Origin of the sequence: Cryptosporangium sp. NPDC048952, from assembly GCF_043197895.1 — a bacterium.
Lineage (GTDB): Bacteria > Actinomycetota > Actinomycetes > Mycobacteriales > Cryptosporangiaceae > Cryptosporangium.
The window spans coordinates 1415073-1434593 of sequence record NZ_JBICTY010000002.1; the positions used below are offsets into that span (position 1 = coordinate 1415073).

General features: G+C 68.2%; 9 protein-coding genes and 1 pseudogene. 2 read left to right on the forward strand and 8 right to left on the reverse strand.

Annotation, left to right across the window (positions count from 1 at the left end; translation table 11 throughout):
- Positions 1-27 precede the first annotated feature (27 nt).
- Both ACGFY5_RS14890 and ACGFY5_RS14895 read left to right on the forward strand, forming a co-directional pair.
- Positions 28-1653 carry a (2,3-dihydroxybenzoyl)adenylate synthase gene (locus ACGFY5_RS14890; RefSeq protein WP_392720164.1) on the forward strand — a complete coding sequence of 542 codons (1626 nt, stop codon included), beginning with the start codon at positions 28-30 and terminating at the stop codon, positions 1651-1653.
- A 4-nt stretch (positions 1654-1657) separates the two neighbouring features.
- Positions 1658-2866, forward strand: coding sequence for an FAD-dependent oxidoreductase (locus ACGFY5_RS14895; protein ID WP_392720165.1), 1209 nt, complete (start codon positions 1658-1660; stop codon positions 2864-2866).
- A gap of 43 nt (positions 2867-2909) precedes the next feature.
- On the opposite strand, the gene ACGFY5_RS14900 is transcribed toward ACGFY5_RS14895, so the two are convergent.
- The 8 genes and pseudogenes from ACGFY5_RS14900 to ACGFY5_RS14935 form a co-directional block, all read right to left on the reverse strand.
- Positions 2910-11222 carry an amino acid adenylation domain-containing protein gene (locus ACGFY5_RS14900; protein ID WP_392720514.1) on the reverse strand — a complete coding sequence of 2771 codons (8313 nt, stop codon included), beginning with the start codon at positions 11220-11222 and terminating at the stop codon, positions 2910-2912.
- A gap of 3 nt (positions 11223-11225) precedes the next feature.
- Positions 11226-12128, reverse strand: a pseudogene (locus ACGFY5_RS14905) (condensation domain-containing protein); the annotation flags it as partial.
- A gap of 33 nt (positions 12129-12161) precedes the next feature.
- A complete protein-coding gene (locus ACGFY5_RS14910; protein ID WP_392720166.1) occupies positions 12162-13868 on the reverse strand; it encodes an ABC transporter ATP-binding protein in 1707 nt (568 codons plus the stop codon).
- Positions 13865-15568, reverse strand: coding sequence for an ABC transporter transmembrane domain-containing protein (locus tag ACGFY5_RS14915; RefSeq protein WP_392720167.1), 1704 nt, complete (start codon positions 15566-15568; stop codon positions 13865-13867). Before ACGFY5_RS14915 ends, ACGFY5_RS14910 begins: the two co-directional genes overlap by 4 nt.
- Entirely contained in the window at positions 15565-16362 is a 798-nt protein-coding gene (locus tag ACGFY5_RS14920) for an ABC transporter ATP-binding protein (protein ID WP_392720515.1), read from the reverse strand. Before ACGFY5_RS14920 ends, ACGFY5_RS14915 begins: the two co-directional genes overlap by 4 nt.
- A 50-nt stretch (positions 16363-16412) precedes the next feature.
- Positions 16413-17495 carry a FecCD family ABC transporter permease gene (locus tag ACGFY5_RS14925; RefSeq protein WP_392720168.1) on the reverse strand — a complete coding sequence of 361 codons (1083 nt, stop codon included), beginning with the start codon at positions 17493-17495 and terminating at the stop codon, positions 16413-16415.
- Entirely contained in the window at positions 17492-18535 is a 1044-nt protein-coding gene (locus tag ACGFY5_RS14930; RefSeq protein WP_392720169.1) for a FecCD family ABC transporter permease, read from the reverse strand. The genes ACGFY5_RS14925 and ACGFY5_RS14930 overlap by 4 nt, the downstream gene beginning before the upstream one ends.
- A complete protein-coding gene (locus ACGFY5_RS14935) occupies positions 18535-19521 on the reverse strand; it encodes an ABC transporter substrate-binding protein (protein WP_392720170.1) in 987 nt (328 codons plus the stop codon). The genes ACGFY5_RS14930 and ACGFY5_RS14935 overlap by 1 nt, the downstream gene beginning before the upstream one ends.

The window sequence follows — 19521 nt, forward strand, 5'->3', positions numbered from 1 at the left end:
CAGTTGAAACAACTCGGAGGGAAAACCATGAGCATCGAACCGCTGGTCCTCGACGGCGTCGTTCCGTATCCGGCGGAGGCGGTGGCCGACTACCTCGCTCAGGGTCACTGGCGAGATCAGACGCTTCCTGAACTGTTGTTCGCCACCGCGGAGCGCTACCCGGACAAGGTCGCGGTCATCGACCGCGACACCCAGCTGACCTACGCACAGCTCACCGACGAGATCCTGCGCCTCGCCGCCGGCCTGCAGGAGTTGGGACTGCGCCGTGGGGACCGGGTGGTGGTGCATCTCCCCAATACCTACGAGTACATCGTCTTCGTCTTCGCCCTGTGGGAACTCGGCGTGGTCCCCGTCGTCGCGCCCATCGCACACCGCCGCCTGGAGATCGAGCATTTCGTTCGCATCGCGGAGGCCCGCGTCTACATCACTGTCGCCTCGGACGGCAGCACCGATCTCGCGGCGATGGCTGCCGACCTGAAGGACCGCTGGCCCCATCTGGAGCACACCGTCATCCTCAACCGTGGCGGCGGCGGTGCGGAGTACGACGCCTTGCTGTCGAAAGGATCGATCGAGCACGCGCGGCGGTGCAGCCCGCAGGACGTCGCGCTGCTGCAGATCTCCGGCGGTACGACGGGTGTTCCGAAACTGATGCCGCACACTCACCAGACGTACGGGTACGCGCTGCGGCGAAGCGTGGGCGAACGGGGCATCGTCTACCGGACGGTGCACCTGCTGGTCATCCCGATCTGCCACAGCATGTCGACGCGCTCCCCCGGCTTTCTCGGCGCGTTCAGTGTGGGCGCGACGATCGTGATCGCACCCAACGGCAGCCCCGATTCGGCGTTCCCGCTGATCGAGAAGCACCGGGTCAACCGCGTGTCGCTGGTGCCCCCGATCCTGCTGGCCTGGCTGAACTCCTCGCTCCGCAAGACCTATGACCTCTCCAGCTTGGAGGTGATCATGTGCGGCGGCGCGAAGCTGACCGAAACGGTGGCGAGTCGTGTCGAGCCGGAGTTCGGCGTGCAGCTCTCGCAGAGCTTCGGGATGGGCGAGGGCCTGGTCGTCAGCAACCCCGCCGACGTCGATCGCGCCACCAGCGTGCGGTACCAGGGCCGCCCGGCGTCGGAAGCCGACGAGATCCGGGTCGTCGACGACGAGGGCAACGACGTGCCACCCGGTGCGCCGGGTCACCTGCTGACGCGAGGACCGTCGGTGATTCTCGGGTACTACCGCAACCCCGAGCAGAACGCGCTGGCGTTCACCACCGATGGCTTCTACCGCACCGGTGACATCGTCGAGCGCGACGAACGCGGATTCATCCGGGTCGTGGGCCGGTCGAAAGACCAGATCAACCGCGGCGGCGAGAAGATCGCGCCCGAGGAACTGGAGAACGCGATCCTCGCGCACGGTGGCGTACACAATGCCTCCGCGATCGGCGTCGACGACGACGTTCTCGGAGAACGCGTCAAGGTGTACCTGATCCCCCGGTCGCCGGAGAACGCGGCCGACCTCACCCTGGGCAACCTGCGTCGGTTCCTGCGGGAACGAGGCCTCGCCACGTACAAACTCCCCGACGTCGTGGAGGTCGTCGACGAATTCCCGTACACCGCGGTCGGCAAAGTCAGCAAGCGCCTGCAGCGTGAGCAGAACTAGTCGCATGTCGCGAGTCGCCATCGTGGGCGCCGGCCCCGTCGGAATGGTGTGTGCCCTGGCGCTCAACCGACGGGGCATCCCGGTCACCGTCCTCGAGTCGGAGCCGGCACCGGTGAAGGACCAGCGGGCCGCGACCATCCATCCGAGCACGCTGGAGATGCTCGACGAGCTGGGCGTCGTCGAGAAGATCCGGGAGCACAGCCTGCTCTCGAGCACTTATCGCTTCCACGACCGGCCGACCGGAGACCTCGTGGCGGAGTTCGATCTCGGCCGGCTCGAGGACGAGATCCGGTTCCCGTACGTGCTGCAGTACGAGCAGTACAAGCTGACCGCCGCCATCGCCGCGGAGTACGCGAACGAGTCCGACTTCGACGTGCGGTTCTGCTCCACGCTGACCGGCCTGACCGAAACCGCGGACGGCATCGAGGTGGAGTACACCTCACCCGCGGGCACGGAACGCCTGCAGGCGGCGTACGTCGTCGGCTGTGACGGTGGCCGCTCGACGGTGCGCAAGCTGGCCGGCATCGAGTTCGAAGGGTTCACCTATCCGGAGCGGTTCATCAAGATCGCGACCAGCTTCGACTTCAAGACCGTCACGTCGAACCTGTCGTTCCGCAACTACTTCTCCGACCCCCACGAGTGGGCCAACCTGTTCAAGGTGCGCGGCGAGACACCCGAGGGACTCTGGCGGGTGATTCTGCCGATCAGCCACGACGAGGACGACGCCACCGCGTTGTCGACGGCGCGCGTCGAGGAGCGGCTGCAGAAGTTCTTCCCGAAGACGGGCGCGTACCAGGTCGAGTACGTCAACGTCTACGGGGTCAATCAGCGCGTCGCCGCGACGTTCCGCACGGGGCGCATCCTGCTCGCCGGGGACAGCGCCCACGTCAACAACCCGATCGGCGGCATGGGCATGAACGGCGGTATCCATGACGCCGTGAACCTCGCGGAAAAGCTCCCCCCGGTGATCCGCGGTGAGGCCGACGACGATCTGCTCGACCTGTACAGCCGCCAGCGCCGCCACGCCGCGGTGAACTACATCCAGGCCCAGACGATCGCCAACAAACGGCTGCTGGAGGAACGCGACCCCGAGGTTCGCCGGCACAACTTCGACGAGCTGCGTCGCACCGCCGAGAACTTCGACACCGCTCGCGCCTACATGCGCCGCGCGGCCCTGTTCGACAGCCTGCAGGACGCCGCCGCCATCTCCTGAAAACCGCCTACGCCCGGCTCCGTGGAGCCGGGCGTAGGCGGTTCTACTTACCCAACAGATCGGTCAGTAGCGGGCCCCACTTCGGCAGACCGGAGTCGGGCTCGAGGATGGATTGGTGGTCTTCGTTCTCCGCAACAAAGAAGGACGTACCGGTCAGATAGTCGTTCCATCCCAGTGCCTCCGCCCCCTGCGCCGAGTTCGTCGCGGCCGACGCGATCACGAGCGCTTCGATGTCGAGATGACCCCGCGTCGGAACTGACGTCAGAACCTCGCACCGACGTCCCGCCGTCTCGACGGCCTTCAGCTGCTTCACGTCGGCGAGCAACTCGTTGTACGCCTCCTCGCCGAAGGCCTCCCGCATCTCGTCGCGCACCGCTTCGGCGGATCCCTCCTCCGCATAGCGCACCTGCCCTGATTCATCCTGGACGGCAGGAAGTGCGTCCACGATCACCAGGGTTTCGACGCGCTCACCTCGGGAGACCAGCTGACGCGCCACCGCGAACATGATGTGCGCGCCGTACGACCAGCCCAGCAGTTCGTACGGTCCGGCGGGCTGCAGCCCCTGGACGACGTCGGCGTACGTGGCCGAGAGGTCCTCGAGGTCGGTGAACTCGACCTCCAGGCCGATCATCGCCGGATCGTCGATGCCGACCAGCCCGACACCCGGCGGCAGATACGTCGACAACTCCGAGTACATCGACGAGGCGCCGAACTTCGGGTGCGCGCAGAACAGGGTGCGTCCGTTCGTGGACGGGACGAGTTGGCTCGCGATCGCGGTGATCTCGACGCCGGCATCTGCCTCCGGCTGCATCTTCCCGTCGACGACCGAGCTCAGCTCACCGATGGTCGAAGCGGTGATGACGTCCCTCATCGCGATGTCCACCGGGAACGTGCGATTCATCTGGGAGGCGAGCCGCATCGCCGCGAGCGAATGCCCGCCCAGACGGAAGAAATCGTCCCCGACGCCCAGGGCCAGTTTCTCGTCGAGGTCGAGCACGTTCCGGAAGATCGCGGCCACCGCCAACTCCGTGCCCGACTCGAGGGCCCGGCCGGTACCCGCGCCGGACGCGACCACGTCGGCCGGCGGCAACGCGCGTCGATCCAACTTTCCTGTCGGGGTCAGGGGGAAGGACTCCACGGTCATGAGCGATGCCGGAACCATGTAGTCCGGCAGGTACGTGGCCAGGTGGGTGCGCAGCGGCTCGGTGATGTCGCGGTCGGTGGAAACGCTGTAGTAGGCAGCCAGCTGCAGGCCGGTGGGATGCTCGAACGCGACCACTTCCGCGCGCGTCACCCCGGGGAATTCCTGCAGGACGTCCCGGATCTCGTCCGGCTCGATGCGGTAACCACGAATCTTGATCTGCTCGTCGGCGCGCCCGAGGTAGTCGATCATCCCGTCGTCGTTCCACCGGGCGAGATCTCCGGTGCGGTACATCCGTTCCGCGGTCTCCCACGGGCAGGCGACGAAACGTTCGGCGGTCATCGCCGCTTGGCCCCAGTATCCGCGTGCGATCCCGTCACCGGCGAGATAGAGCTCGCCGGCGACACCGGGAAGGGTGGGTTGCAGGTTCTCGTCGAGGATGTACGCCCGGGTGTTGAAGATCGGCGTTCCCACACTCGACGTGGTGCTGTCGGCCAGATCGGCGCCGAGCGCGTTGATCGTGTACTCGGTGGGCCCGTAGAGGTTGTACGACTCGACGCCGGGTGCGTCGCGCAGCTGCTTCCACAACCGGTCGGGGACGGCCTCACCGCCGAGAGAGACGAAGACGACGCCGGCCGCATCGGCAGTCACCGACCGACCGACCGGCCGGTCTCGCTCGAGCAGGCCTTCTTCGACCAGCAGTTGCCCGTAGGACGGCGTCACGTCGAATCCGTCGATGCACATCGTGTCGTAGTGGGCCAGCAGCCGCTGCGGGTCGCGTCGCAGCTCCTCGTCGATGACGTGGACCTCGTGCCCGTTCAGCAGCCAGAACAGCTGCTCCCAGGAGGCATCGAACGAGAAGGACGTCGTGTGCGCGATCCGCAACCGGCGCCCACGCTGGTGGCTCACCACACGGTCGAAGATCTTCTCGACGTGGTTGACGTACATGTTCGTCAGCCCTCGGTAGCCAACGGCGACGCCTTTGGGCCGTCCGGTCGTTCCCGAGGTGAAGATGATGTACGCGAGGTTGTCCAGCGAGACGTGCCCACCGCTGACCGGATCCGTGTCGAACCGCGCGAGGCGATCCCTCGTCGCCGCTGCATCGAGGTTGAGCACCGACCCGGGAGTGTCGGTGGCGTCGAGCCGAGAAAAGTCGCCGTCGGTGACCAGAGTGACTGTCGGTTCGGCGGCCCCGAGCATGTAGCCGATCCGTTCGTCGGGCAGCTCGTTGTCCACGGGGACGTAGGCGGCTCCGACGGCGAACACCGCGAACATCGCGATGACCATGCGCTCGTCGCGCGGCAGCAGAAGCGCGACCCGATGCTCCGGGCGTACCCCCGCCTCGAGGAGCAGCCGGGCGTAGCGATTCACCTCGGCGGAAAACTCGTCGAAGGTGAACGCACGATCCCCGGCGACGAGCGCCGTTTCCGATCCGGACAGCCGCACCTGCCGGTCCAGCAATTCGGCGACCGTGACCGGTTCGATGTCGCGGACGAGATCAGCGGCGATACCCGTGTGGGGGACGGTCTCGTCCGGCAACAGCGCGGACACCGTGCCAACGGGTTCGTCGAGCCGGCGGACGAGAGAGCCGAGCACCTGTACGTAGCGGTTGAGCAACGTCTCTGCGGCCGGGGCGTCGAAGGCGTCCCGGCGGTAGGACAGGCGTACGTGCACGGTGGCCTCTCCACCGCGCTCCTCCGGGTCGACAGCGAACGTCACCGGGTAGTGCGTCGCGTCGTCGACCTTTGCACCGACGACCTGCAACCCGGCCGTGTCGGGCCCCGCGGTCTTGTCGAGTGGCACGTTCTGCACCACGAACAGCGTGTCGAACAGAACGGGAACGCCGACGTTGGCCTGGATCTGCGTCAGCGAAGCGTGCGGATGGTCGATGACGAGCAGGTGCTCGGATTGGACCCGGGCGAGCAGTTGTCGATTCGACTCGAACGGGGGCAGGCTCACCCGCATCGGGACCGTGTTGAACAGCAGCCCGATGATCCGATCGGCGTCGGGCAGCGACGGCGGCCGACCCGAGACCGTGTTACCGAACACGACGTCATTGCTGCCGGTGAGCCGGCTGAGCGCGATCCCCCAGGCAGTCTGCAGCAACGTCCCGACTGTCACGCCGGCGTCCCGGGCGGCGTCGAAGACCCTCGCGGCCTCGGCCGAGGTGAGGTCGAGGTGGAGTTCACCGGTCTGGCTCTGTCCGTCACCGAGGCCGGGGCGCAGCAGCGTCGGACCGGCCAGGTCCGCGAGATAGCCGTTCCAGGCGCGATAGGCGGCTTCGGGATCCTGGTCGTCGACCCAGTCCAGGTACGAGCGGTACGACGACGGCCGGACCCGCTCGACGTATCCGGGGTCGGCATAGATGCGAAGGATCTCGGCGAACAGCGCGTTGATCGACCAGCCATCCAGCAGGATGTGCTCGAAACTCATCACCAGCGTCCACGTTTCGTGGCCGTGTTCGAGCAGCGTGAAACGGATCAGCGGCGGGACTTCGAAGTCGAACGGCTCACCGCGCTCGGCCGCCAGGAACTGCTCCACCTCGACCCCGAGGCCACTCCACTCGTCCAGTCGAATCGCCCGCACCGGAACTTCGACGCCGGACGGGATCACCTGGACGTCCCCGGGCGGGACGAACGCTGCCCGGAGGTTGGGATACCGATCCATGGCACTGGCAATGGACGTCGTCATCCGCTCGGGGTCGAGGTTCCCGACGATCTGTCGGGTCACCTGCGCGACGTAGGTGTTGCGGTCGTCGGATTCCTGGGATCGCAGTAGGTGATAGAACAGTCCGCGCTGCAGGGGGGAAAGCGGAAGGATTTGGGCGTCGTGCCCGTAGCGGGCTCGGATGGATTCTTCTTCGGCTGCCGTCACCGCGACGCGGTCAGCACGACGCAGAGTGAAGATCTCTGGACGCTCGCCGCCGGGGACTCCATCGATCTCTTCGGTGATGGCGGCGGCCAGCGCGTTCGTGTCGACATCAATCGTGCGCGCTGCGGCCACCCGGACGCGGACGTCACCACCCGCGACGAAGACCTGGATGTCGAGTCCGCTCTCCGGTGCAGCAGGATCGGCGACCAACTCCGCTCGGCTGCGGAACACACCTACTCGTATCCGTGGGCTCGGAAGATCGTCGAAGAAGCGGCTGAAGCGGGGATGTCCGACCAGCGAGGTGTATTCGGCCACTCGCTCCGGGCTCAGGCCGATGGCTCCCGCGGAGAGCAGTACGGGGTGTCGACGCGTGCTGACAGGACCGTCGGGCTCGTGGAACTCCACGAGCAGATCCCCGTCAGCGATCCCGACCAGGGCGTTGGCGACGGCCGTCAGTGCGACGGACCCCAGGGATGTTTCGGCGGCATTCGAAGCCACTCGTCCGGTCGTGGCACTCGATTCAACCGAGTCGCCTCCCTCCGGCAGTACCGTGGCCGCATCGGCGAGCTGATCTACCCAGTCCTCCCAGAACGGATCGTCGAGGATCGCCGTCAGCTCGTCGTCACTGTATTCAGCCGGGTCCGGACCAGAAGCGACGACGACCATCGGAGTGTCTGCCTGGTAGGCGGTGACCAGCTCGGTGAGCTTCTCCCCCACCGTGTCCAGCATCTCCGGGTTGCTGGTCTCGGCGACCAGTTCGCCGGCGCCGCTGTCGCGGATCGCCAATCGCAGCGTGGAGCTCTCTCCCCACAGGGCGCGCCCGACGTGGTCGATCGCCGCCCGCCAGAGCGGAGCCACAGCGATGTCGAAGTCCTCGAGCGGCAGCCGGAAGAGGCGAGCGTCGACGACGGCCTGGGTCCAGCCGTCGCCGCCTGCGTGAACGATCTGAGCGAGCAGCGTGACCGGCAGATCCGGGTGCCGCGAACCCAGTGCGAGGAACCGCGCTGTCTTCTCCAGCAACCGGACCGTGGTTTCCGCCGAGAACAACTCGCGAGCCGCGTTCAGATTCATTCCGAACGATCCGCCGGCGAGTCGCTCGATGCTCGACACGAGATCGAACAGCGCGGGCTGGGATTCCAGCGGGCCATCCGCAGCGGTCGAGGCGTAGTGGGTCAGCGGCGAGGCTCCGCCCGCATCTCCACGGTTACCCAGGTAGGCGGCCATCACCTGGAAGAGCGGACTGATCCCGACCCGCCGCGGCGGGTTCACCGCCTCGACGACGTGCTCGAACGGAACGAGCTTGTGGTCAGTGGCCTCGAGCATCCGATCGCGGCAACGCAACAGCGCCTGGGCGAACCCGGCTCCGGCGTCGATGTCGGTGCGCACCACGACGGTGTTCACGAAGTAGCCGATGAGGTCGTGCAACTCCGGCTGGTCACGCAAGCTGGCCGGGGTGCCGATGGGCACGGTGCTACCGGCGCCCTCGTCCCACAGCGTCAACGACAGCGCCGCGATCAACGCCTGGAGCGGCGTTGCCCGGTGCTCGACGAGTAGCTCGTCGAGCCTGGCTGTCTCCTCGCCGGAGAGCGACGTGGTCGCGGGCCGAATGGTTCGTTCGTCGGATTGGTCGCGTGAGTGGTCGAGGGGTAGCGGGGTCTCCGTCGGCAGATCGGACAGTACGTCCTGCCAGTACTGAAGACCCTCTCGATAGCGGGACTCCGGATCGCTCCGGTCTCCGAGCACGTGTCGCTGCCAGACCGCGAAGTCGGCGTATTGGGTCGGCAGCGGCTCGGCCTCGATCGAATTGCCCGCGGCCGCTTCGGCATAGAACCTGTTCAGTTCGGCGATGAGGGTCCCGAAGGAATCCGCGTCGGTCACCATGTGGTGCCCGTACGCGATGAGCACATCGCCGTCGGGGTGGCGCAGTACGTGGAACTTCAGCCCGAACTCGGACGTGAAGTCGAGCGGCAGCGCGCAGACCTGAGCGATTTTGTCGCTGAGCGGCTCGGGGCCGAGGTGCTCGACCTCCAGAACCGTGGTGTCCTCGGCGGGTGCTCCGTGGATGACTTGGCGGAGCGATGAGGTGTCCTCGTCCGGTACGAGGATCGTGCGAAGGATCTCGTGACGAGCGATGATGCGGCGAATTGCCGTTGCCAGAGCGTCGAGGTCGAGGCGTGTATCTGCTCGCAGCACGACCTCGGTGCGGTAGATCTGACGCCCGGCGATCTGCTCCGTGAACCAGAGGGCTTGTTGCCCGTGGGAGACGGGGAGCACGGCTGGGCGTGGCAGGTCACCGACGCGTATCCCGGCCGGTCCGGCGACAGAGTTGTCAGCGACCTGAGCGAGTTCGCTGATGCGGGGATGCTCGAAGATGTCCCGCAGCGTGAGGGCGGAGCCGAGGAGCGCGTTCGCGCGTGCGACGACCCGGGTGGCGAGCAGGGAGTGTCCGCCCATGCGGAAGAAGTCGCTGTCGACGCCGATCTCGTCGAGGTGGAGGACCTCGCGGAACACCCGGGCGAGAGCGATCTCGGTGTCGGTCTGTGGTGCCCGGCCCTCCGCGACGGCCAGATCCGGCTCGGGCAATGCTCGGCGGTCCAGCTTGCCGTTCGGGGTGATCGGGAACGCGTCCAGGTGCGTGAACGTGGCCGGCACCATGTAATCGGGCAGCGATCGTGCGAGGTACTCGCGCAGGTCGGCCGGTTGGTGGCCGGTGACGTAGGCGGCGAGATACGTGCCGCCGGCCGGGTGATCCCGGGCGACGACCGCTGCGCTCGACACCGAGGGGTGTTCTTCGAGGACCGCGCGGACTTCTTCGAGCTCGATGCGGAACCCGCGGATCTTGACCTGGTCGTCGCTGCGGCCGAGGTACTCCAGCTGGCCCTGGGCGTTCCAGCGCACGATGTCGCCGGTGCGGTACAAGCGTGTGCCGTGGTCGTCGGCCACGAACCGCTCAGCGGTCAAAGCTGCGCGGCCCACGTACCCATCCGCCAGCTGGACCCCGCCGACGTAGAGTTCGCCGACCGGTGCTGGACGCAACCAGCTGTCGAGAACCCGCACCGAGGTGTTTGCCACCGGAACACCGATCGAGGTGCCGACCGCTGCGGTGGCATCACCGGTGACCTCGGTGGATCCGTAGAAGTTGTGCAGCACCGCATGCGGGGCGGCGGTTCGCATCGCATCAGCGGTGTTCCGGCTGAGCGCCTCGCCCGAGGAAACCCAATGCCGGACCGACGCCAAGTCCGCGGGCCCACGAACCAGCACGTCAGCCAGACTGGGCACAGTCAACAGATGCGTGACACCGTGCCGGGCAACCGTCTCCGCCAACTTCGCCGGGTCCTGGGCGGGCACCACCACGACCCGAGCCCCGGCCACCAGCGGCCCGAACAATTCGGTCACCGCATCCACGAAACCCACACCGCTCTTCGACAACGCCACACTGTCGGCGGCGTACTCCAGTACGCGCTCACCCCACATCAGCCGGTTGACCAAGGCACGATGCGAAATCGCGACGCCCTTCGGCCGGCCCGTCGTTCCCGACGTGAAGATCACCACCGCAGCACCCGATCCGTGCACAACCGGCGCGGGCACGCGGTCCCGCACCTCAACGGTGCGGAGGTCGGTGATCACCACACGAGGCGCGGCGTCCTCGAGAATGTGCTCGATACGTTCGGCGGGATAGGCGGGGTCGACCGGCACGTACGCCGCCCCCACCCGCCAAACCCCGGCCAGCGCGACCACCAGATCCACCGAACGCGGCATGACGACCGCGACCCGATCCCCGGCCCGCACTCCCTTCTCCTCGAGGCGATGCGCAAACGCGTCGACCCGCGCATCGAAGTCGCCATAGGTGAGTTCACTACCGTCCTCAGCGACGAGAGCGACAGCGTCCGGCGTCGCCGCCACCTGCCGGCGCACCCACTCGTCCACCGTCAAATCGGGAACATCGAGCGCTTCCCCCTGCGCCGTACCCCCGGCACCGTTGGTGCTCAACTGGTACAGGGTGCGAGCAGACTCATCCAGAAGATCCTCGAGAAACCGACCGAACTGCGCGGCATGCAGCAGCGCATCGCCCGTGGCAGCGCCGACGGACACCTCCAGACGGATCCCGGACTCCGCGTTCCGGTAGACCGCGAGATCAAGTGACCCCACCGGACCGGTACTGATCGTCTCCGGAACCACCACCACGTCACCCAGCCGCGGCGCCGACTCGAACAACCTGATGTTGATCGTCGGAAACGCCAAGTACGACGCCTGGCCCCCCGGCCACAAGCGAGCGAGCGCGTGATCCTCAACAGACGTGTAACGCCGCGATGCCTTCAGCTGCTCCGCGACAATCGAAAGCACACCGGCGAACGTGGAATGGGGACTGACCGGCACGACAACGGGAGTCGCCCGAGAGACGGCGCTCGGAGTCCTCAGCAATTTCCGGCCGTCACGCAACATCAGCGGAACACGAACCGCCACGTAGTCACGACCGTCGACCAGAGCGGTATACGTGCCCCACGCAGCAATCAGGAAATCGGTCCACGACACCCGCGCAGCACGCGCAAGTCGCTGCACCCGCAGATAGACATCGTCAGCCACCGGAACGACAACCGGCTCGGACGAGGACACGAAGGCCCCAGAAAGATTCTCCGGAGACTCAAAGCCAGCGTCGTCCATTTCGAGGACGCCACGCCAATACGCCACACCCTCGTCGGCCCCGGAGCCGCCGCGCTCGACGACGTCCCGCAGTCCGCCGAACCAACGCTCCGGCACCGGATCACCGACCCGCGCCGCAGCGTAAACCTCAGCCACCCGGCGAACGAACAGAGAAACGCTGTAGCCATCAACGAGCAGAATGTTCGTGACCAGAATCCACGCCCACGTCCCATCCCGACGACGGGCGAGAGTCGAAGACGTCGAGGGCGAGGCGGGCATCCCGGCGAGATACTCCCGGGCCAGCACCCGAATCTGATCATCATCCCGGCCGGAATCAACGATCGTCGTCTCGAGCGTCGTCGTGGCGTCCACGTACTGAAAAGGGACACCATCGTCATCGCCGAAACGAACACGCAACGCCTCGGTCTCCGCGAACACGACAGACACCGACGACGCGAACACGACCGGGTCAACCGCACCATTGAGCCACAGCACCTGACCCGCAGAGAATGCTGACGGCTCGAGAGCAAGTCCCTGCGCCACCCAGTTACCCCGCTGGCTCGCGGTCAACTCCACACGATCAATAGTCGTCAACGGAGGCACATCCATTTCTCTTGAGATCAGCCGAGCGGAAACCGCTCATTAGGCACGCCGACCGGAGTCCCACGCCTCCCACAGGCGTGCATAGGCGCCCTGCGCCGCGACGAGCTCCCCGTGGGTGCCCGCCTCGATGATCCGGCCGTGCTCCATCACCACGACCCGGTCGCAGGCGGCGGCTTGAGAAAGTCGGTGAGCGATCACCAGTCCGGTCCGGCCCGCCAGCGCGGCATCGGCTGCGCGGTCGAGGAGACCGGCGTGGGTGGAGCCGGCTTCGGCGGTCGCTTCGTCGAGAATCGCCAAGTCCGGGGTGGCGAGCAGCAGGCGGGCGAGCGCGAGCTGTTGGGCCTGGCCGTCGGTGAGTGGATGCCCGCCGGAGCCGACGAGGGTGTCCAATCCGTCGGGCACCAGGTCGAGGACCGCGGTGCCGCCGGTGGCGTCGAGTGCCGTGTGGAGGTCTCGGTCGGTGGCCGCGGGCGCGGCGAGGGTGAGGTTGTCGCGTAGCGTCCCGGCGAATACGTGCACCTCCTGGGTGATGACAGCGGTGCGTTCGGGGCGGCCCACCGTTCCCCTCGCCGGCGGGTGGATGCCGGCGATCACGGCGGCGAGCGTGGTCTTGCCGGCCCCCGACGCACCGACAACGGCGACGTGCTGACCGGCGGGAATGTCGAGGGTGATCTCGTCGAGCACGAGGGGGCCGTCGCCGTAGCGGAACGCGACGTCGCGGATCCGTACTGCGGCGTCCGTCGGTCCATCCGGTGTGTCCGGAGCGGTGGCCGGCACGATGGCGACGCCGATCATGCGGCTCAGCGAGGCGAGGGCGGCCTGGAGGTCGTCGATGACGAACATGACCTGGTTGACCGGCCCGAGCAGGCGCAGGACGAGCAGCATGGCGGTGGTGGCTCCACCGACGGTGGAGGCCCCGCGATCGATGAGAACGAAGCCGACGACCAGCACGGCGGCCAGCGCCAGGCATTCGCCGAAGTTCAAGCGGGTGTTGAACATGCTCTGCACCGTGCGGGCCCGCAGCGCCTGCACCGTGACGCCCCAGGAGCCCTTCATCACGGCGTCGTGCCGCTGCTCCGCGAGTCCGAAGCCGAGCACGGTGGTGTAACCGCGCTGGGACTCGACGATCTGCTGCGCGCGGGTACTCATCGCCGCGCGCTCGGCGCGGTACACCGTCGGCCCGGTGCGCAGATACCAGCCCATGGCGAGTACGTAGACGGGCAGCACGACGACGAACGCGGCGGCGTAGGGCCATTCGAGTGCCGCGAGCCCGCCCAGCGACACGACGATCGTGAATGCGGCGACCGTGAGGGCCGGGATGACCGCCGGGGCGGCATCCGCCACGGCGGTCACGTCGTCGCTGGACCGGGAGATCAGGTCCCCGGTGCCGGCGCGCTCGACGTCGTGCTGTGCCAGCGTCAGGCCACGTTCCACCAGCCGCTCCCGCAGCGCGGCCAGGATGCTGTTGAGGACACGCGTCGCCAGGACGATCGTCACCGCGCTGCCGGCGGCCGCGAGGACCGCCGAGAGCATCATGGCCGCGGTGAGCGTCAGCACGGTGCCGAGATCGGCGGTTCCCGCCTGCACCCGGTCGACGAGGTATCCGATCGCGACGGGCACGATCAGGTCGACGGCCGTGCCGACAATTCCCACCACCCCGACGGCGACGAGCCGGAGCCGATGCCCACGGCTGGCCCGCCACATCTCTCGCGCGGTTTCCCGGCCGGTCGCGACGGGGAGCGTCATGGGGCCACCATCCGGTCCGGTAACAGATCGACGATCCGGTCGCACGCCGCCAGCAGCGCCGGGGAGGAAGCGATCAGCAGCGTCGAGCGGCCGGCGCGGAAGGTGCGCAGCCGCCCCGCAATCGTCTGCTCGGTCACCGAGTCGACTGCGGTGGTCGGCTCGTGCAGCACCAGCACCGGCGCATCAGTTGCCAGAGCCCGCGCGAGGGCGACGCGCTGCCGCTGGCCGCCGGAGAGCCGGTTGCCGTCCTCGCCGACCGGGTCGTCGAGATCGGCGGCGAAGTCGTCACAGGCCGCCGCGCGCACCGCGGCTTCCCCCCTCACCGGGGTCGCGGCCGGAGTGAGGACGTTGTCGCGGATCGAGCCGGTGAACAGGGTCACCCGGTGCGGTGCGACGGTGACCCGGGAGTGGTACTCGGCCGGGCTCACCGCGTGTGCCGGGAGCCCGTCGAGGCGCACCTGGATGCCGTTGTCGGGCGTCGGGCCCAGCAGTGCCTCGACGATGCGTGCGGCGGTCGGGTCGTCTGCCCGCACTCCGACGAGCTCACCGGGCTCGACCTGGACGTCCACGCCGTCACCGACCACCTCCAGCGTGCACGGCGCCGACGGTGACGGGCTGCCGCTGGCCGGGCCAGAGGCCGAGCCGTGGGGTAGTACCTCGAGGAGGCGTCTGGAGGACGCGCGGGCATAGGCGAGGTTGGGAATGGAGAGGCTCGCGATCTGCTGCATCTGCGGCAGCAAGGCCTGGGAGAGGCCGACCGCGGCGATCAACCCGCCGACGCTCAGCCGCCCGTCCACGGCGAACCAGCCCGCCAGTCCGGCCACCGCGACGATGAACACGCCGTTGACGACGCCCGAGCCCACGAGGAACCGCCCGAGCAGGCTCGCGTTGCGCTGCGCGCCGACCAGGGCCTCCCGGCTGGCTCGCCGGTACCGGCGGGTGGCTTCGGCTTCGGCGCCCACACCCTTGAGCACCCGGTAGCCGGAGACCAGATCGGTCGCCTGCCCGACCGTGGAGGCCAGCAGCGCCTGGTACTCACCGGTGTCCCGGGAAAGCCGCTCGCTGAGCACGCCCATCAACCAGACCGCGATCGGCGCTCCGAGCAGCACCACGATTCCGAGCAGCCAGTGCGTCGCCAGTAGCGAGACCGCGATGAATCCGATGGCCGTGATCCTCGAGATCGGGATGATCACCAGCATCACGGCGTTGGACAGGCGCGCGACGTCGTTCGTCATCACCGAGACCACGCTGCCGTCCGGCGCACGGACGGTTCCGCCGGCCGGATGCAGTACGCCGGTCGACAGGGTGCCGAGGAGCCGTTGCTGCAGCAGCTGCACCGCGTAGGCGGCCAGCCGCAGCGAGCCTCCGGCCGCTGCCGTCAACGCGACGTACAGCGCGACAAGCACGCCGAGCCACCGCCCCAGCGCGCCCGCGTCCCCGGTCGCGAGGGCCCGATCGATCGCGAGGCCCATCACCACCGGCACTGCCGCCTCGCCGACCTGCCACACGATCGCCAGCAGCGTGGCGGGGACGGTGATCCGAGGGAGCGAGAAGATGACGCGGGCCACGAACCGGCCGGGACGGTCGCCGTCCCTGACCTCGAACGGCCGGACGTCGGGAGGTTCGGCCGACGCCTGCCCCAGCACCGGCAGCCACCGCGTCAGTGGCCCTCGTCCCAGTCCTGCCGGATCGGCGTTCATGCCGTGCGCTCCCGGCCCAGCGGCACCACGTGCGGTGTGCCGGTCACGGGATCGGGGACGACGAGGCAGCGCAACCCGAAAACCTCCTCGACGAGCTCGGCCGTGACGATGTGTGCGGGGGCGCCTTCGGCGACGACCCGGCCGTCCTTCATGGCGATCAGGTGGGTGCCGAAGCGCGCGGCCTGGTTGAGGTCGTGCAGTACGGCGACCAGCGTGTGGCCGACCTGGTTCAGATCGGTGAACAGCTCCAGCAGCTCGATCTGGTGGGTGATGTCGAGGAAGGTCGTGGGCTCGTCGAGTAGCAGGATGTCGGTGCGCTGCGCGAGCGCCATCGCCACCCACACCCGCTGCCGCTGTCCGCCGGAGAGCTCGTCGACGAGACGGCCCGAGAGCTCGGTGACAGCGGCGGCGTCCATCGCCATCGACACGGCCTCCTCGTCGTCCTCGGTCCACTGCCGCAGAAAGCCTTGATGCGGATACCGGCCCCGAGCGACCAGGTCGGCCACGGTGATGCCGTCGGGGGCGATCGAGGCTTGCGGCAGCAGCCCGACCCGCCGCGCCACCTCCTTCGTCTTGAAGGAGGTAATGTCGGCGCCGTCGAGGACGACCCGCCCGGCGGACGGTTTCAACAGCCGCGACAGGCCGCGCAGCAGGGTGGACTTACCGCACGCGTTCGGACCGACGATGACCGTGAACGACTCGTCGGGGATCGCCACCGACAGCTCGCGGGAGATGACGCGCTTGTCGTAGCCGATCGTCGCCGACTCCACCTGGAGCCGTGAGCCGGTGGCCACGGGCGTGTCTTCGGCTGCTTCGAGACCGGTGACGGCGCTGGTACGAGTGTTCACAGGCGCTTCCTGGCTTCGGTGAGGAGCAGCCAGCCGAGGTAGCCGCCGCCGAGAATGACGGTGATGATCCCGACCGGCAGCGGGGTCGGCGCGACGTGCTGGGCGACGTAGTCCGCCGCCAGGCACAGCAGCGCGCCGACGAAGGCGGACGGCGCGAGAGTGATTCCCGCGGTACGGGTGAGCCGACGGGCGATCTGCGGTGCGACCAGGGAAACGAACGTGATCGGCCCCGACGCCGCGGTGACCGTCGCCGTCAACGCCACGCCCACGACGACCAGGCCGAGGCGCGCCGCCGTGACGCGCACCCCCAGGGATGCGGCGGCATCGTCACCCAGCTCCATCTGCCGCATCGACCGGCTCAACGCCCCCGCCAGCAGCAGGAGCACGAGAATTCCGACGCCGCCGGTGACCACTTGATTCCAGGACACGCCGTTGAGCGACCCGGAGCTCCACGCCGCCGCCGACAGGGCCTTGTCCAGGTCGGCTTTGAGGATCAGCCACGTGTTCAGCGACTCCAGCATCGCCGACACGCCGATGCCGACGACGATCAGGCGGAACCCCTGCACCCCTCGTCGGTAGGCGAGCGCGTACACGGCGACGGCAGTAGCCATCCCGCCGAGTAACGCCCCGCCGGCCAATTCCACGTAGGTGCCGTCGACGACGAGAATCACGATCAGCGCTCCGGTGTAGGAGCCCTGGGTGAACCCGATGACGCTGGGGTCCGCGAGCGGGTTGCGCAACAGCGACTGGAAAATCGCCCCGCTGACCCCCAGCGCGGCGCCGAACATCAGCGCCGCGGCCACCCGCGGCAGCCGCCACTCGACCACGATGTCGTGCACCAGCCCGGTCTCCCCGCCGGTCAGCGCGGAGATCACCTGCCCGGGGCCGAGCGAGTAGGAGCCGCTCATCAGTGCGAGCACCGCCAGGCAAGCGGCCACGACCGCGAGCACGGTGCAGACGACGACCGAGCGCCACTCGAGCCGCACCGCGACTCTCCGGCGCCGCAACGTCAGCACCCGCCGTCCGAAGTCCACGGTCCCGCCCGTCGGACGAGTACGCGACGGAACTCCCACGCTCATATCCCGCTCGCCTTCTTGCGCCGCACCAGCGCGACGAGAACGGGCGCGCCGACGAAGGCGGTGACGACACCCACGGAGATCTCACCGGGCCGCATCACGACCCGCCCGAGGATGTCGGAGACCAGCAGCAGGATCGGGCCGAGAAGGATGCTGTAGCCGAAGATCCACCTCTGGCGCGGGCCGACGATCCACCTGGCCACGTGCGGAACCATGAGACCGACGAAGATGATCGGCCCGGCGATGGCCGTCGCGCCCCCGGCGAGCAGGGTGAGCGCCAGGATCGCGAGGACGCGGGTGCGTGCCACACTGACGCCCTGGGAAACCGCCAGTTCGTCACCCAGGGCCATTGCGTTGAGCGGGCCGGCCACGACGAAGGCCAGCACGAGAGCCAACGCGAGGAACGGCAGGATCGGCCACACCACCTCCAGCGGGCGGCCACTGATCGAACCGGCGTTCCACGACCGCAACGTGTCGAAGGCGTCGGGGTTGGTCAGCTGGAGCCCGTCCCGGGCGCCTCCGAGCACCGCGCTGACGCAGAGCCCGACGAGCACCATGACCACGGCCGAGGAGCCCTGCCGCGTCGAGGAGAGTGCGAACACGATCAGGGTGACGACCAGCGCCCCCGCGAACGCGAACCACATGTAGCCCTCGACTTCGCGGATGCCGAGCAGCCCCACGGCGACCGTCACCGCGAAGGATGCACCGGCATGAACGCCGAAGATGCCCGGATCGGCCAGGGGGTTACGGGTGAGCGCCTGGATCAACGAGCCCGCCAGGCCGAGTGCGGCGCCGACGACCAGACCCACGATCGTGCGCGGCAGCCGGTAGTCGCGGATCGCGAGCTGGTCGATGCCGGCCGATGAGTGGACCAGCCCGTCCCACACCGCTGACGGCGGGATCGACGTCGACCCGATCATGATGCTCAGCACCAGCAGGACCGCCAGCACTACCAGCGCGACGACCAGGCCGAGCAGGCGGCGACGCGGTCCGGGCACCGCCGTGGTGCCCGGACCGTCCTGCCGCAGGGCGAGGGTTGTCACTACGTGGCGGGGAGTGTCGCCAGCGCGCTGTCGAGCGAGTCCAGGTACCGGTCGACGGATCCGTACGAGTTGTTGCCGGGGCAGAAGATTCCGAGTGCGCGACCGGACTTCACCGCAGGCAGCGCCTTCCAGGTACTGGTCGCGACCACCGGCGCGAAGGGCTCGGTCGGCTGGCCCTTGTCGTCGACCGGGTAGGTGACCACGTCGTACTTGGACAGGCTGCTGATTTGCTCGAACGGCAAGGCCGTCCAGGCCAGGGGATCCTTGCCCTCGGGTGACTCGGGGAAGTTCATGCCCACGTCGTCCCGGGCGATCTCGGAGCAGCCGATGTCCGCGATGGCGAACGTGCCGGGGTCGGACGAATCCCAGCGAATGACGTCGACGAACGAGGACTTGGCGATGATCGCGCCGTAGGTCTTCTTGATCTTCGCGACTTTGCCCTCGAACTCCGCCTTCTGCTTGCCGAACTTGTCCGTCTGGTTGCCGGCCTCCGCGAGTCCGTCGGCGAGGCCCTTCCACTCGGTGTCAAGCCCGAAGAAAACGGTCGGGGCGATCGCCGTCAGCTGCTTCTCGATCCCCTTGAACTCCTCATCGGGGATTTGGACCAGGATGAGGTCGGGCGTGAGGCTGGCGAGCTTCTCCATGTCGACCTGGTCGGCGCTGGGCGCGAGAATCGTCGCCGACTTGTACGTCGCCTGCTGGTCCGCGGGCAGTTGCTTCACGTCGGAGTCCGACTCCGCCGTGACGCCGACCGGTTTCCCGCCGATGTCGATGAACGGCAGCGTCGTGTTGCCGATCGTGGCTACCCGCTTGGGGTCGGCGGGGACCTCGATCGTGCCGTTGCCGGCCTTGATGCTGCGGGTCTCGGCGGCGGCGTCGCCGGTGTCGTCGCTGTTGCCGCTGTCGCCGCCGCAGGCGGTGAGGACGAGCGCTGCGCTCAGGAGTGCGGCGGCGAGGGCTGCGCCGCGCAGTCTCAGGAGAGTCAT